The organism is Haladaptatus rarus, assembly GCF_054177585.1.
In genome coordinates, this window is record NZ_JBPEHG010000007.1 from 11378 (window position 1) to 25708 (window position 14331).

A 14331-nucleotide genomic window follows, 5' to 3' on the forward strand; every position below is an offset into this window, starting at 1 on the left:
TTTCGAGCTATTTCCTTCTTTCTCGCCGACTCAGGCTCGGAACGCCGCCCACCGAAGCACGTCGTCGAACTTCACGACCGACTGGTAACGGTCGTCCGGGTCGTCGGCCAACGCAGTCGAGAGCGCGTCCGCCATCGCCCGCGACAGCGTCGGATCGATATCGTGCGGCGGAGCGTCGGCGGGAGCCTCGCCGGTCACCACGAAATGAGCGATCGCACCGAGGCGGTACACGTCGGTTCGCTCGTCCACTGCCCCATCTGCTGTTTGTTCGGGCGCATCGTATGGCGACGGATCACGGTGTTCGGCGAGTGCGTCGAAACCCCAGTCGCTCACGTGGGCCACTTCCGCATCGTCGAGGAGGATCGATTCGGGCGTGAGAGCGCCGTGAACCAGACCGTCAGCGTGTACCCCGTGGATAGTCATGCTTGCTTCCGAGAGCGCGTCGATTCGCTCTGCGAGCGGGCGGTCGCAGTCGGCGAGCGACCCACCCTCGTAGTTCGGCAGTTCGACCCAGTCGTCGCCGTAGTCGAGCACCGGAACGACGCCACGTCTGTCACTCAGTTCTGCCCAGCGTGCGACCGATTCGCGGAACGCCTCCTGAAGATTCGAGTCCGTCAGGCGTCTCTCCCACACGACGCGCGGGCCGTCGTCGGTGCGCTTTCTGACGCGGTACGTTTCCGTTATCTCGTCACCAGCGACCCGTTCGAGACGACCGTACTCCAGTTCCGGTTCCGGTTCGTGTTCAGATTCGGGTGCGAACTCCTCGTCCCTGTTCAGTCGGCGATATGCTACGAACGCGCCGGTTCCGACCACTACCCCGGAGAGCGCGAGACCGACCCCGGACGTGAGGAAGTCCGTCGTATCGTCCACGAACGCGGTGAGAAACGACCGTTGTCGGTCGAAACCGTAGATCGCGTTCTGCGTCCCGAGAACCAGGTGTTCCTCACCGACCACTGTGAACGTCGTCTGCTCGTCCGGCTCGAACGACCATTCGACCGCCCCATCGTCGGCGGAGAGGGCGTAGAGTCGGTCGTCAGCGGTCACGTAGGCGATGCCGTCGCGCACACCACCCCAGAACCGATCGAACCCAGACCGATGTTGCGGAGCGAACGACCACCGCTTCGACCCGTCGGTGACATCCACGGCGTGAAACACACCACCACGGGAACCAGCGAAGAGCGTCCCATCGACGATGATCGGGTTGACACCTTGCATCACATCTTCGCCGTACGTCCAGCGAGGAATTCCGTCTCGGGGGTCGATGGCGCGCAACCGATCGTTTTCCCAGAGATATATCGTCCCATCTTCGAACAGAAACTCTGCGAAGCTCCTGACCGACGTCCGCCACACCGTCGTGCCGTCCGTCGCATCGAGCGCGAAGAGGTCGTCATCGTTCATGCAGTAGACGTGCTCGTCTGTGACGTGCATCGCCCGTTCGAAAATAGATTCTCGTGGGTCTCTTCGCCACTTCTCCGTTCCATCCGCGGTCGAGATCGCGTAGATGCCTTCGCTCGCGCCGACGTACACCGTCTTTTCGGCGGACACCACCCGATCGAATCGATGGTCGTCGGAGTCGTACCGCCACTTCTGATCTCCCGTTTCGACGTCGAGGGCGACGAGACCGGATTTGTGCTGTAGAATCACCTTCCCGTCGGCGATGATCGGGCCGTCGAAAAAGTACGCGCTCGTCTGTTTGCGCCACAGTTCGTCACCACTCTGCGTATCGAGGGCGAGCAGGGTTCGCCGATCTCCCGGTTCGGCTGACCCGATATCGGCACCGACGTACAGCGTTCCATCGACGATCTCCGGAATCGTCGGCAATGATGGAAGGTCGAACGACCACTGCTCGTCGCCGTTTTCCGCGTCCAGCGCGTACACCTTGCTTCGCCGTTTCTCGTTTCCGCTCGAATCGAATATCCCGAGGGCGTACACCGTCCCCTCGACCAGAGCGATCGGATAGAACGATTCCGAGCTGGAGCCGGTGACCGTCCACCTCGGCTCCGGCGCGTTCGCAGCGGACGATGCGGTCGTCGTCTCTGCACGCCCGAGTCCGACGGTCGCTCCGAACGTCCCGGAAGCCGTCAGAAAACCGCGTCTGGAAAGCGCGGAGGACGAGGGGGCCATAGACGTATTGACCAGAACGAATTATTTAAAAGTAGCTACGGGGGGTGAAAAGCGTCAGTTACCCCCACCGGTGCCGAACCACCGATTCGCATCTCCGAGGTTGCGGAGCGATTCGAGGAGACCAGCGGACTCGTGCTCGCCCGGTCGCAGACGCGCGCGAATGCGCGAGGAGATGAGTTCGACCGTGACGACGATGAGTACGACCATCACGAGGCCTGCGGCCGCGCGGGCGTACGAGGACGCGCTGACCGTCTGGAGACGGAGATTGATGTACATCCCGAGACCGCCAGCACCGACGACACCGAGGCTGATGGCGATTCGCGTGTTGATCTCCAGCACGTAGAGCGTCCACGCGATGAAGGAGTTCGACACCTGACTCAACATCCCGAAGATGACGACCTGCGGGCGTTTCGCTCCGGTCGAGCGGATCGCTTCGATGGGGCCGTCGTCGATCTCTTCGAGTTCGTCGGTGAACAGTCGTCCGAGATTTCCGATGGTGTCGGTTGCGATGGCGAGCACCGCACCGTAGGGGTTGATTCCCGTCAGCGGGATGTAGATGAGCACCCAGACCAGTGCCGGAACGGCGCGGATGGTGCTCATCGTCCCGCGGAAGATGAAGTTGAACGGGAACGGCGTCACGCGTTCGGAGCCGAGGATACCGAAGATGAGCGCGAGTGGGAACCCGATGACGGTGCCACAGAAGCCGACGAGTATCGTCACGAACGCCGACGACAGGAGCACGGTGCCACTCGACGGAGACGCCTGTGTGATGGTGTCGATGATGTGCTGGGGATGGGTGAAGCTGACCCAGATCGCACGCAGACCATTGATATCGTTTTCGCGGGTGAAACTGGTGAAATCGACGAAGTTCGGGTTGAAGAACGCACCGACGAAGTTGAGCCAGGTACCGAACTGGCGGATGATCTGTGCGAGCGTGAATCCGAGATACGTCATGCCAGCACCGGTCACCAGCAAGACCGCAAGAACACCGAGGCCTCCGAATATCCGACGAATTCGTTGCTCTCGTTCGATCCGCTGTCTGAGTTGAGTGATATCCGTAGCCATGTTATGCGATATTTTCGAGTTCGTTGTCGGCTGTCGACTCGCCGTAGTAGATCCGGTCGACGTCCTCCATCGTGAGGTCGTCCCGCCCACCGTCGAAGACGACCTTCCCGTCTCGGAGGCCGATGAACCGTTCACCGAACTCACGAGCGATGTTGACCTGATGGAGACTCACGATAGAGGTGAGATCTCGTTCGTCTGCCGCCCGTTTCATGTACCGCATCACGTCCTGTGTGGCCTTCGGGTCGAGACTCGCAACCGGTTCGTCTGCCAACAGGAGCTGTGGATCTTGTGTCAGTGCGCGGGCGATGCCGACACGCTGTTGCTGCCCGCCACTCATACTTCCGGCGCGCTGTTGGGCTTCGTCCAGCAGTCCGACCGTGTCGAGCGACTTGAGTGCCATCTCCTTGTCCTCGTCGCTGTAGCGTGTCAGTACGCTATCGACGGTGTCTGTCCGATTGAGTGCGCCAGTGAGTGCGTTACGGTAGGCGCTCAGGCTCTCCACGAGGTAGTGCATCTGGAACACCATCGCCACGTCGCTTCGGGTTCCAGCGACTCGTTCGTCGCCGATTCGAATCTCGCCAGTCGTCGGTTGTGCAAGTCCATTGAGAAGACGCAACAACGTCGATTTCCCCGCCCCAGACGGTCCGAGTAAGATGACGAACTCACCATCGGGAATCTCGAACGAAACGTCGTCCAGCGCCACCGTATCCTCGCCGTAGACCTTGGTGACGTTCGATACTGTTAATGATGCCATTTACTTGTTCAAATACTGACCCAGAGTAGGTCAAAATCTGTCGTTTGTGATCGAGTCACGATACCAGTTATCGTGCGATGGTTACTTCTCGAAGATCTCCTCGCCGTAGCCGAGGTCTTTCGCCACGTTGACGACCGGGTCGTACGTCGAGGCGTCTGCTTTCTTCACGCCGTCGAACCAGAGGTCGTCGTCAGTGTCGGCCTTGCCATCCTCACCGAGGTACATCTTGTCGGGGGCCTTGGTGAACGACTCGACGATCTTCTGTTTCTCGTCGTCCGAGAGTTTCGGCGAGACCATGATGGGCGCTCGCGGGATATCGGAGCGCTTGTCGAGTTCTTTGACACCCTCGACGTAGTCCGAATTGTCGTAGTCCCAGACGATGAACCGACCGACACCGGCTGCGTCCACCTGACCGCTCTTGAGCGCCTCAAAGGCGTTTCCGTGGGACGACCACTTGGGCGTGAAGTCAGCACCTTTCGGGTCGCCCGGCGTGTCCGGAACCGAGAGACCGGCTTTCTTCAGCATGTACATCGGGTAGAGCGATCCACTCGCACTGAGGGGGTCGGCGAAGCCGATCGTCTTCCCCTTGAGGTCTTTCAGTGACGAGAGGTCGGAGTCTTTCCGCGTGACGATGACGCTGTGGTAGGTCCACGACCCGTAGCCGTGACGCTGGAGGATGATCTCGGCACGCTCGTTCTTGACACCCAGTGCTGCCGCGAACGGGCCGGTTTCGGCCACGTCCGCCGTTCCGCTGTCGAGTGCGGTGAGCGTCGCGCTGTAATCTTTCGCGTACTTCATCTCGACCGAGTCGACCGAGTCGATGTACTCCTCGAACCGAGTTTTGATGGGGGTGTACTGGGCCACCATCTGCTCTTGCGGTTCGGTCGGAGACATCAGGAATTTGATCTTACCGTCGACGTATGGTTGTTCTCCGAGTTTGCCGACACACCCGGCAGTCCCCGTAACTCCGAGTACTCCTGCGGTACTAGCTGTCTTGATGAACGTGCGGCGTTTCATCATTTTCAAGTCATTTTACCCTTATAGAGTTTTAAGATAAATCTTCCTATTTTTTCTATACACTACTTGGGTACCATATAGAATTGGTGAGTGTCCGATGACACAGAGCCGAGGCGAGAGTTCGTGAAGCGGAAGGAACTTGCACGGTTGCGTCGTATTCGTCACCATGGAAGCGAGTTCTTCAGAGCAGAAGGCACGGACGGCGTCGGTCGTCGTGGTCGATTATGGACTCGGCAATCTCCGGAGTGCCGTCAAGGGACTCGAACGCGCAGGGGCGGACGTCGAGGTCTCCGACGATCCGACCACGTTCGAGACGGCGGACGGAATCGTCCTCCCGGGCGTGGGTGCGTTCCGTGAGGGAGTCGAGAACGCCGGGCCGTACCGAGATGCACTCGTCGATGCTGCTGAAAGCGGTACGCCAGTGTTCGGCATCTGTCTCGGAATGCAGATGCTGTTGACGACGAGCGAGGAAGCGGAACACGCCGGAGAGGGGGACGTGACCGGACTCGACTTGATTCCCGGAACGAACGTCCGATTCGACGATGGGCAGAAAGTTCCACACATGGGTTGGAACGAACTCTCCGTAAAGCGTGACCACCCCATCGTCGATGGAGTCGATGGAGAGTACGCCTACTTCGTCCACTCGTACTACGCCGTCCCCGAAGACGCCGACGCCAGCGTGGCGACGACCGACTACGGGACGCGGTTCCCCAGCGTCATCGCCAACGAATCGGGAACCGTCTTCGGAACCCAGTTCCACCCCGAAAAGAGCGGTGAAACGGGACTTCGAATCCTCCAGAACTTCGTCGAAATCTGCAAATCTCAGTAAACCCATATGTATGATTTCCATCTATCATCTTGTAAAATTCAGTAGTATGAATTCAATCTGATAGTAATAGGAACTGAAAACGGGGTATTTGAACTATAACCCTCTTAGAAAGCCTGAGAGAAGTTAAAAACATCAACCACTACTATTAAATAACTTCGTGATGTGCCGTAGATTGGCAGCAATGCCAAAAAAGTGAGAACAATGAAATCGAAACTATTTGGAATCTTGTGTGGTTTTGTCGTACTGGGACTCGCCTTCACCAGCGGAGCGATGGCGGCACCGATAACCCAAGACGCACCAATCACAGGACCGATCACGGCCGATGCGCCGATCACCGCAGCCGCGCCGATCACAGGCCCGATTACGGCAGACGCGCCCATCACGGCAGACGCACCGATTACGGCGTAACCGACGAACCAAACACACCAACTTCTCTTGAAGCCGCACTCGCCGTCCTGAAACCACCGCGCTATTCAGTAAGGTAGCTCCAGAATCAGTCCATTCGACCGGGCGGGCACGCGCTCGTCGAGAATCAGAGGAATTCGCGGACGTCCGAGTACCACATGTCGTGGTGGTCGACCGCATCGATACGGCACGCGATCTCGGCGGCGAGCACGTGCCAGCACAGCGCCGTGGGGTCGTCGGGGTCGAGATTGTACTCGCTATCTCGGCACGTACAGCCATCCTCGACGATGTACTCGTCCTCGAATCCGACGACGACCACGAAATCCCGGTACTCCTTGACCCGTCGCTCGGAGACCGCCTCGATGGCCTGCCGTCCCCGGTCGTCGTGAACCGAGAGGATGCGCTGGACGACCGCCGGTGTGAGGGTTCCGTCGTCGGCCAGTTCGGCCTGCCACTGCTCGACGGCGTTCACAGTGTCACCTCCGCGAACGGGCAGTCACGACGAACCGGGCGACGCATGGAACGCACGGGCCATCGATTCGAAGGGGCGAAATAAACTCGTTCCGGTACCGAGTAGAAGTTCGCCTCGACGTCGAAGTTTCCAAAGCGATGACCGAGTTTCGGTCGAGAAACCGCGAGACGATTCGGTTTGTACTGAAATGTACTGAAAGATACTGAAACGTACTGGCAGAGTGAGTCGTCGCTTACCGCGTTGAAATCGATCTTGGTCGTGTCGAGTTCGTTGCTGCTGGCTGAGCAAAGCCGTGCTCTCCACCGTACTGAGACGTTTCCCACCAGCTTCGTCGCGATCGAACCCGCATCCCTTTTCGCGCCGCAACTCCGACGCCAGGGTATGAACGTCCGCGAAGGAGGAGTCGAGGTGATCGTCCCGGAACAGGACGGCGACAGCATCACCGACGACGTGTTCTTCAACCCGGTACAGGAGCTGAACCGCGACTTGACGGTGGCCGTCCTGCGAACCTACCGCGACCGCGAACCGCGAGCGGAGAGCTACCTCGATGCGATGGCCGCCTCGGGCATCCGTGGGGTTCGCGCCGCCGCGAACGAGTGGGACGTGACCTGCGCGGACATCGACCCCGAGGCGGTGGAACTCTGCCGCGAGAATTTCGCACACAACGACCTCTCGGGGGAAGTCGTCCACCGGAACGCCAACGCGCTCATGCACGAATCGGTGTTCGACGTGGTGGACATCGACCCCTTCGGGACGCCCATCCCCTTCGTCGACGCCGCGTTCGCCAACACGCGCGACCTCGTCTGTGTCACGGCGACCGACACCGCCCCGCTCTGTGGCGCGCACTTCCACAGCGGGGTCAGAAAGTACAGCGCCATCCCGCGAAACACCGACTATCACGCCGAGATGGGCGTTCGCATCCTCCTCTCCGCGCTCGCGCGCACCGCCGCACGCTACGACGCAGGTGTCACGCCCCTGCTCACGCACGCGACGAACCACTACGTCCGAACCTACCTCGAACTCGACCACAGCGCGACCGACGCGAACGCCGTCGTCGACGAACTGGGTCACCTCTACCACTGTGAGGATTGCCTCCACCGCGAGTACGACTACGGACTCGTCGCCGACCCCTTCGAGACCTGCCCGGCCTGCGAGAGCAATCGTGTCGTCACCGCAGGCCCGGTCTGGCTCGGCGCGACCCACGACGCCGAGTTCGTCACTAGCGTCCGTGAAGAGGTGACAGAGGAGATGGGAACCGCGAAACGTGCCACGAAGCTCCTGAACGCGCTCGAAGACGAACTCCACGAACCGACGCATTACGACCAGCATCGCCTCTGCAAGGAGTGGACGCGGTCTGCCTCCGGGATGGACGAGTTCCTGACTCGCCTACGAGCTGCGGGCTACGACGCCTCTCGCACGCACTACGGCGGAACGACGTTCAAGACGCCTGCGAGCGTCGCGGAGATCCGAGACGCGACGCGATCGTAGCGAAATTTTTAGTGGGTTTCGACGAAATACTTTCTGTGAATCTCGGAGCACCAGCGCGCGCAGGAGCGACAGCACGCGCGATCGTTTTACGGGCACGCGAGCAGGAGATAACGTTTCTCGCGGCCAGCATCGCCTACTACGCCTTCGTCTCGATCCTCCCGGCTATGCTGCTGGCACTGGCGCTCGCGTCGTTCGTCGGTGGCGACGCGTTCGCCGAGGACGTGGTTCGGATCGTCCAGAGCTTTCTCTCGCCCGAGGCGCGAGACACCGTGCAGGAAGCCCTCTCCAGCGCCTCGGGCCGTGGCGGTGCGACCCTCGTCGGGAGTCTCGTCCTGACGTGGAGCACCCTCAAAGTGTTTCGCGGTCTCGACGAAGCGTTCTCGCGGGCCTACGGCATCTATCCGGACGAGACGTTCATCGAAACGGTGCGCGACGCCCTCGTCGTACTGGTCGTCATCGCGCTCGCAGTCGGGGGTGTCGCGCTCGTCAGTCTCGTGCTCTCCTTTCTCTCCTGGATTCCGTTCGCGGGGGCGCTCGCCTCGCTCGTCCTCCTCCTCGCACTCGTGCCGGTGTTCTTCCCTCTGTACTACTTCTTCCCGGACGCTGGCGTCACGGCCCGAGAGGCGATTCCCGGTGCCGTGCTGGCGACGGTCGGCTGGACCGCCTTGCAGGTCGGGTTTCAGGTGTACGTCGATTCAGCCGCTCAGTTCTCCGCCTACGGCGTGCTCGGGGGTGCGCTCTTGCTCGTTACGTGGCTCTATCTGGGTGCCATCGTCCTCCTGCTGGGTGCGGTCGTGAACGCCGTCCTCGCTGGACGTGGCTACAGGAAAACTAAAGACACGGGAGAAACCAAGAAAAGACAGCAGGAAGACCGAGGGGAGCACATGAACGACGATACAGAGCAGTCCGCACCGGACATCCTCGAGTTGCACGACGACGTAGAACGTCTTCGCTCGGAGTTCGAGGAGTTCGAGCACGATGTCGACGAGCGCACCGTTCAGAAACCCGAACTCGAATCGGAGCTAAAGCGGTACGTCCGCAAGCGTATGCGCCGCGGACACGCGCGAGGCTGGGGTCCGTATCTCGTTCTCTTGTACGGAACCATAATGACCGTCGGCGCGTTCCGGTATCTCGAAGGCGGGTGGGCTATCGCCGCGATGCTGGTCATCTGGCTCTCGACGCTGGGGCTGTACACCCTGATGGTGCTCGTCGGATTCGGTGTCAGCGCGGTGGGTGCTCCGGCGCGCGTCGGCGGGCGCATCCGAGACTGGCGTTCGTAACCATGACCAGGGGCTGGGGAATCGTCGAAGCACTTCGGGAACTGTTGCCGATATGGGTTCGGGAGCTGTTCGTGTTCGTCACACAGTTGGGCGATGCCTGGTTGCTCTTTCTCATCGGCGCGCTGCTGTACTGGTTCGGTGACGACCGCGAACGGTTCGGCTTCGTCATCGCCGCGACGTTGGGTGGACTCTCGCTCACGCTCGCACTGAAAGGATTCTTCGCGCGTCCGCGCCCGCCGCACGCGCTCCAGTTCGTCCACGCGAGCGGCTACGGGTATCCCAGTGGCCACGCCATCGGTTCGACCGTCTTCTGGGGGGCGCTCGCGGTGACGATAGATCGCTGGAAAACGTGGCTGCGAGTGACGGGAGCAGGAGTCGTCGTCGCGCTCGTCGCGCTGTCACGTCTCGTCCTCGGCGTTCACTTCGCGGTCGATGTCCTGGTCGGCGTCGTGGTCGGTGTTGCCTACCTCGCCATCGTCGTGAAGGGGTTGGATCGACGACCGGTTGCGGCGTTCGCACTCGCCGTCGTCAGTGCGCTCGCGGCAGTACTGATCGCGTTCTCGTCGTCGGCCACCGGGACGGTCGGATTGCGCTTCGATTCCATCGCCGCTCTCGGTGGGACGACCGGCGCACTTCTGACGTGGATGGCGCTCGGCCCACCGAACGAGGGTGTCAGTGCTCCCAAAGTGGTGGTCGGACTCCTCTCACTCGGCGGGCTCTCCTACCTCGGACTCGAATGGCCACTACCGCTGGTCGCGGTTTTCGGCATCAACGCTATCGTCCAGGGTGGGATGTTAGCGTATCCGAAGATCGCGGGTGAGAAAGAGACCAGCGATCGAGAGATCGAGAGTTAGAACTTCTCCAAGTACTTCTCTTTCTCCCAGCCGGTGACGTACATCTTGTACTCTTCGTACTCGGAGCGCTTGGCTTTGATGAACTTCTCGGTGACGTGCTCGCCGAGGGCTTCGCGGACGACGTCGTCCTCTTTGAGTGCATCCAGCGCTTCCATGAGGCGTCCGGGAAGCATCGTGATGCCGTGTTCTTCCCGCTTTTCCTCGTCGAACTCGTAGATGTCGTCACGAACGGGCTTGCCGGGGTCGGTTTTATTTTCGATGCCGTTCAGACCAGCCTTGATGATGACGGCCAGTGCGAGGTAGGGGTTGCACGACGGGTCGGGGCTCCGGATCTCGAACCGGGAACTCGTTCCGGCGGCGTCCGGGACGCGGATGAGCGCCGAGCGGTTCACGTCGCTCCACGCGATGTAGACGGGGGCTTCGTAGCCGGGGATGAGACGCTTGTAGGAGTTGATGGTCGGGTTGGTGATCGCGGTGAACGCTTCGGCGTGTTCGAGCACACCACCCATGAAGTAGTAGGCGGTCTGGGAGAGGTTGAACTCGTCGTCATCGTCGGCGAAGGCGTTGCCGTCCTCGTCGAAGAGGCTGATGTGTGCGTGCATGCCCGACCCGTTGATCTCGGCGATGGGTTTCGGCATGAACGTCGCGTGGATATCGTTCTGTTCGGCGACGGCACGAACCACGGCGCGGAAGGTGGCGATGTTGTCCGCCGCGGAGAGCGCGTCGTCGTATTTGAAGTTGATCTCGTGCTGGCCATCCGCGACCTCGTGGTGGCTGGCCTCGATCTCGAATCCCATCTGCTCCAGCGTGAAGATGACCTCCCGACGCACGTCGCTCGCCATGTCCTTCGGTGCAAGGTCGAAGTAGCCACCGGAGTCGTGAGGGATGGTCGTCGCCTTCCCTTCGTCGTCTTTTTCGAACAGGAAGAACTCGGGTTCCGGGCCGATACTGACGGTGTAGCCCATCTCCTCGGCTTCTGCGAGGACGCGCTTCAAGACCTGCCGTGGACCACCAGCGAACGGCGTGCCGTCGGTGTTCACCACGTCACAGATGAGGCGGGCACTCGCGGTGTCGCCATCCGAGCGCCATGGCAGGACGGCGAACGTCGATGGGTCGGGTTCGAGCCGCATGTCGCTTTCCTGGATACGAGCGAATCCTTCGATAGACGAACCGTCGAACCAGATACCTTCGTCGAACGCCTTTTCGACCTGGTGGGCCGGGATGCTGACGTTCTTGACCGTCCCCGTGATGTCGGTGAACTGCAGACGAACGAAGTCGACGTTCTCACGTTCGAGTGTATCGAGAACCTCCTGTTCTTCCTTGGACAAGCCTGCCTCTTTTTCGGTGGCAATATTTCCATCCGTCATCTTTATCGACACCGTATGCAAATACATCCACCATTAAAACAGTAACGGTTGGTCAATTGTGCAATTTTTGCCCAGAATTGGATATTCGTTAAATTCTAATGTGAGGAGCGGCTTGGTTGGTGTAATGACGTACGAAAATCTGGATGCAAAACTGGTGAACGAGCTACTTGGTGATGGTCGTGCAAGTTTGCGAAGCCTCGCCGAGAAGCTAGACGTATCGGTGACGACGATCTCGAATCATCTGACAGATCTCGAAGACAAAGGCGTCATCCAGGGGTACACTCCGCGCGTCGATTACGACGCACTGGGATACGATGTGACGGCGATCATCCAACTGAAGGTCGAAGGAAACGCGCTCCTTGAGGTGACCGACCGACTCCAGGACCACGACCAGATGATAAGTGTTTACGAAGTGACTGGAGATTACGACATCATCGCCATCGGGAAGTTCCGCGACACGGACGGGATGAACGAGCAGATCAAGACGCTCCTCATCGACCCGGACATCAAAGAGAGCAACACGAGCGTCGTGCTGAACGCGCCGAGCGAGCACGAACAGTTCAAACTCGAAGTGGACGAATGACCAAAAGTGCGTAAGGCACGGATGGAATCGACTCGGTCACGATATCGTCGCGGCACCGAGCCATCGCCGCATTTGCGATTTCTGCTTCGAACCACCTTCTACCATCGACGCTCGAAATGAACACGGCGGGGGCCGTCGAATCCGACGACGACTGTCGAACCCGATGATGATTTCGAACTCGGGTAGATAGCCGTCGAACTCGAACAGTAGGTAGCGACGGGTACGAGTCTCAAACGGGAGAACGGTCCGATAAAATGGGAGATCGGTCGAAAGCAGTGCGGCTGCGACGTGAGGGTGTGAGCGAACCGGGCGTCACACAGTCACGCCCGGACGATTCCGAGCGACGGTCGACGGTCGATGGGGGTCGATGGAGATCGGTCGTTGGCCGATCTTACATCGCGCCGCCCATGCCACCCATACCACCCATGCCACCCATGCCGCCGGGGGCACCGCCGGGTGCGCCGCCTTCGTCATCGTCGTCGCTGCTGCCACCCTTGAGTTCGCCCGCTGCGATGACGTCGTCGATGCGGAGGAGCATGACGGCCGCTTCGGTTGCGCTCTCCACAGCCTGCGTCTTCACGCGGAGCGGTTCGACGACGCCGTCTTCTTCCATGTCGACGATGTCGCCAGTGTAGGCGTCGAGGCCTGCGGTGGTGTTGCCAGCGTCGTGCTTGCTACGCAGGTCGACGAGCGAGTCGATGGGGTCGAGACCCGCGTTCTCGGCGAGCGTGCGCGGGATGATCTCGAGCGTGTCGGCGAACGCTTCGACTGCCAGTTGTTCGCGGCCACCGACGCTGTCCGCGTAGTCGCGCAGTGCGAGAGCGAGTTCGGTCTCGGGTGCGCCACCGCCGGGGAGTACTTTGCCGTCTTCGAGCGTGACGCGAACGACACCGAGGCTGTCCTCGATCGCGCGCTCGACTTCGTCCACGACGTGTTCCGTACCGCCACGGAGGATGAGACTGACGGATTTGGCCTCTTCGACTTCTTCGACGAAGATGCGCTGGTCGCCGCCGACGTCCTTCTGGGCGACGCTTCCGGCGAAGCCAAGGTCGTCTTCGGTGACGTCGTCGACGTTGCTCACGAGGCGAGCACCCGTCGCGCGGGCCAGTTTCTCCATGTCGCTGGACTTCGCACGGCGGACGGCGAGGATGCCTTCCTGTGCGAGGAAGTGCTGGGCCATGTCGTCGATGCCGCCGTCGACGAAGACGACGTCTGCACCGACATCGACCAGCGTGTCCACCATGTCACGGAGCTGTTTCTCTTCCTGGTCGAGGAACTGCTGGAGCTGGTCGGGGTCAGTGACGTTGACCTCGGCGTCAATCTCCGTTTCCTTGATCTCGAGTGCGCCGTCGATGAGGGCGACGTCGGCGTCCTCGGCGAAGTACGGCATGTTGTCGTGGACGCGCTCTTTGTCGATGATGACGCCTTCGACGAGTTCGGAGTTGTCGATGGTGCCACCGACGACCTTCTCGACTTTGATGTTGTCCGTGTCGATACCTTCGTCGTCGGCGACGCTCAGGACAGCATCGACGACGAGTTCGGAGAGGTGGTCTTTGGCGCTCTCTGCGCCCTTGCCGGTCATCGCCGTGGCGGCGATCTTCTGGAGGTACTCGGCGTCGTCCGCGGCGACGTCGATCGCGATGTCTTCGAGGACTTCCTTGGCCTTCTCGGCGGCCTGACGATATCCTTGTGCGAGCGTGGTCGCGTGGATGTCCTGTTCGAGGAGATCTTCAGCTTTCTGGAGCAGTTCACCCGCGACGACGACGGCACTGGTCGTTCCGTCACCGACTTCGTCCTCCTGGGTCTCGGCCACTTCGACGACCATGTTGGCCGCCGGGTGCTCGATGTCCATCTCTTTGAGGATGGTGACACCGTCGTTCGTGACGACGACGTCGCCCATCGAATCGACGAGCATCTTGTCCATCCCTTTCGGGCCGAGTGTGGTGCGTACGGCCTCTGCAACCGCCTTTCCGGCGGTGATGTTCATGGACTGGGCGTCGCGCCCGGAGGTTCGCTGGCTGTCCTCCGAAAGGACGATAAGGGGCTGATTACCCATTGGCTGTGACATAGTCATCAGATTCGTTGATTGCGAT

13 protein-coding genes are annotated in these 14331 nt (G+C 60.6%); 5 read left to right on the top strand and 8 right to left on the bottom strand.

What is annotated here, in order from left to right:
- Positions 1-30: 30 nt before the first annotated feature.
- The 4 genes from ACR3FE_RS15725 to ACR3FE_RS15740 form a co-directional block, all read right to left on the bottom strand.
- Complete coding sequence (locus tag ACR3FE_RS15725; protein ID WP_458208222.1) at positions 31-2124, bottom strand: outer membrane protein assembly factor BamB family protein; 2094 nt, start codon at positions 2122-2124, stop codon at positions 31-33.
- Between the two features lie 54 nt (positions 2125-2178).
- Positions 2179-3189 carry a PhnE/PtxC family ABC transporter permease gene (locus ACR3FE_RS15730; RefSeq protein ID WP_458208224.1) on the bottom strand — a complete coding sequence of 337 codons (1011 nt, stop codon included), beginning with the start codon at positions 3187-3189 and terminating at the stop codon, positions 2179-2181.
- Between the two features lies 1 nt (position 3190).
- Positions 3191-3943, bottom strand: coding sequence for a phosphonate ABC transporter ATP-binding protein (phnC, locus tag ACR3FE_RS15735; RefSeq protein ID WP_458208226.1), 753 nt, complete (start codon positions 3941-3943; stop codon positions 3191-3193).
- 81 nt (positions 3944-4024) lie between these two features.
- Positions 4025-4963, bottom strand: a complete 939-nt coding sequence (locus tag ACR3FE_RS15740; protein WP_458208228.1) for a phosphate/phosphite/phosphonate ABC transporter substrate-binding protein — start codon at positions 4961-4963, stop codon at positions 4025-4027.
- Positions 4964-5126: 163 nt separating this feature from the next.
- Between ACR3FE_RS15740 and hisH the strand changes: the two genes are divergently transcribed.
- Positions 5127-5789 carry an imidazole glycerol phosphate synthase subunit HisH gene (hisH, locus tag ACR3FE_RS15745; RefSeq protein WP_458208230.1) on the top strand — a complete coding sequence of 221 codons (663 nt, stop codon included), beginning with the start codon at positions 5127-5129 and terminating at the stop codon, positions 5787-5789.
- A 104-nt stretch (positions 5790-5893) separates the two neighbouring features.
- Here the strand turns inward: hisH and ACR3FE_RS15750 are convergent, their stop codons facing one another.
- Positions 5894-6169 (bottom strand): hypothetical protein, encoded by a 276-nt coding sequence (locus ACR3FE_RS15750; RefSeq protein ID WP_458208231.1) that lies wholly within the window; start codon positions 6167-6169, stop codon positions 5894-5896.
- A 152-nt stretch (positions 6170-6321) separates the two neighbouring features.
- On the bottom strand, positions 6322-6666 hold the full coding sequence (locus ACR3FE_RS15755) for a hypothetical protein (protein WP_458208233.1): 345 nt from the start codon (positions 6664-6666) through the stop codon (positions 6322-6324).
- Between the two features lie 381 nt (positions 6667-7047).
- On the opposite strand from ACR3FE_RS15755, the gene ACR3FE_RS15760 reads away from it, so the two are divergent.
- The 3 genes from ACR3FE_RS15760 to ACR3FE_RS15770 are packed head-to-tail and all read left to right on the top strand — an operon-like array spanning position 7048 to position 10288.
- Positions 7048-8154, top strand: coding sequence for a tRNA (guanine(26)-N(2))-dimethyltransferase (locus tag ACR3FE_RS15760; protein WP_458208235.1), 1107 nt, complete (start codon positions 7048-7050; stop codon positions 8152-8154).
- Positions 8155-8189: 35 nt separating this feature from the next.
- Positions 8190-9434 carry a YihY/virulence factor BrkB family protein gene (locus ACR3FE_RS15765; protein WP_458208236.1) on the top strand — a complete coding sequence of 415 codons (1245 nt, stop codon included), beginning with the start codon at positions 8190-8192 and terminating at the stop codon, positions 9432-9434.
- A 2-nt stretch (positions 9435-9436) separates the two neighbouring features.
- A complete protein-coding gene (locus ACR3FE_RS15770) occupies positions 9437-10288 on the top strand; it encodes a phosphatase PAP2 family protein (RefSeq protein WP_458208237.1) in 852 nt (283 codons plus the stop codon).
- On the opposite strand, the gene glnA is transcribed toward ACR3FE_RS15770, so the two are convergent.
- Positions 10285-11655: a type I glutamate--ammonia ligase gene (gene glnA, locus ACR3FE_RS15775; RefSeq protein WP_458208238.1), complete on the bottom strand. Its 1371-nt coding sequence runs from the start codon at positions 11653-11655 to the stop codon at positions 10285-10287. The genes ACR3FE_RS15770 and glnA overlap by 4 nt on opposite strands.
- Positions 11656-11779: 124 nt before the next feature.
- On the opposite strand from glnA, the gene lrp reads away from it, so the two are divergent.
- On the top strand, positions 11780-12238 hold the full coding sequence (lrp, locus tag ACR3FE_RS15780) for an HTH-type transcriptional regulator Lrp (RefSeq protein ID WP_458208239.1): 459 nt from the start codon (positions 11780-11782) through the stop codon (positions 12236-12238).
- Between the two features lie 391 nt (positions 12239-12629).
- Here the strand turns inward: lrp and thsA are convergent, their stop codons facing one another.
- Positions 12630-14294, bottom strand: coding sequence for a thermosome subunit alpha (thsA, locus tag ACR3FE_RS15785; RefSeq protein ID WP_458208523.1), 1665 nt, complete (start codon positions 14292-14294; stop codon positions 12630-12632).
- Positions 14295-14331 lie beyond the last annotated feature (37 nt).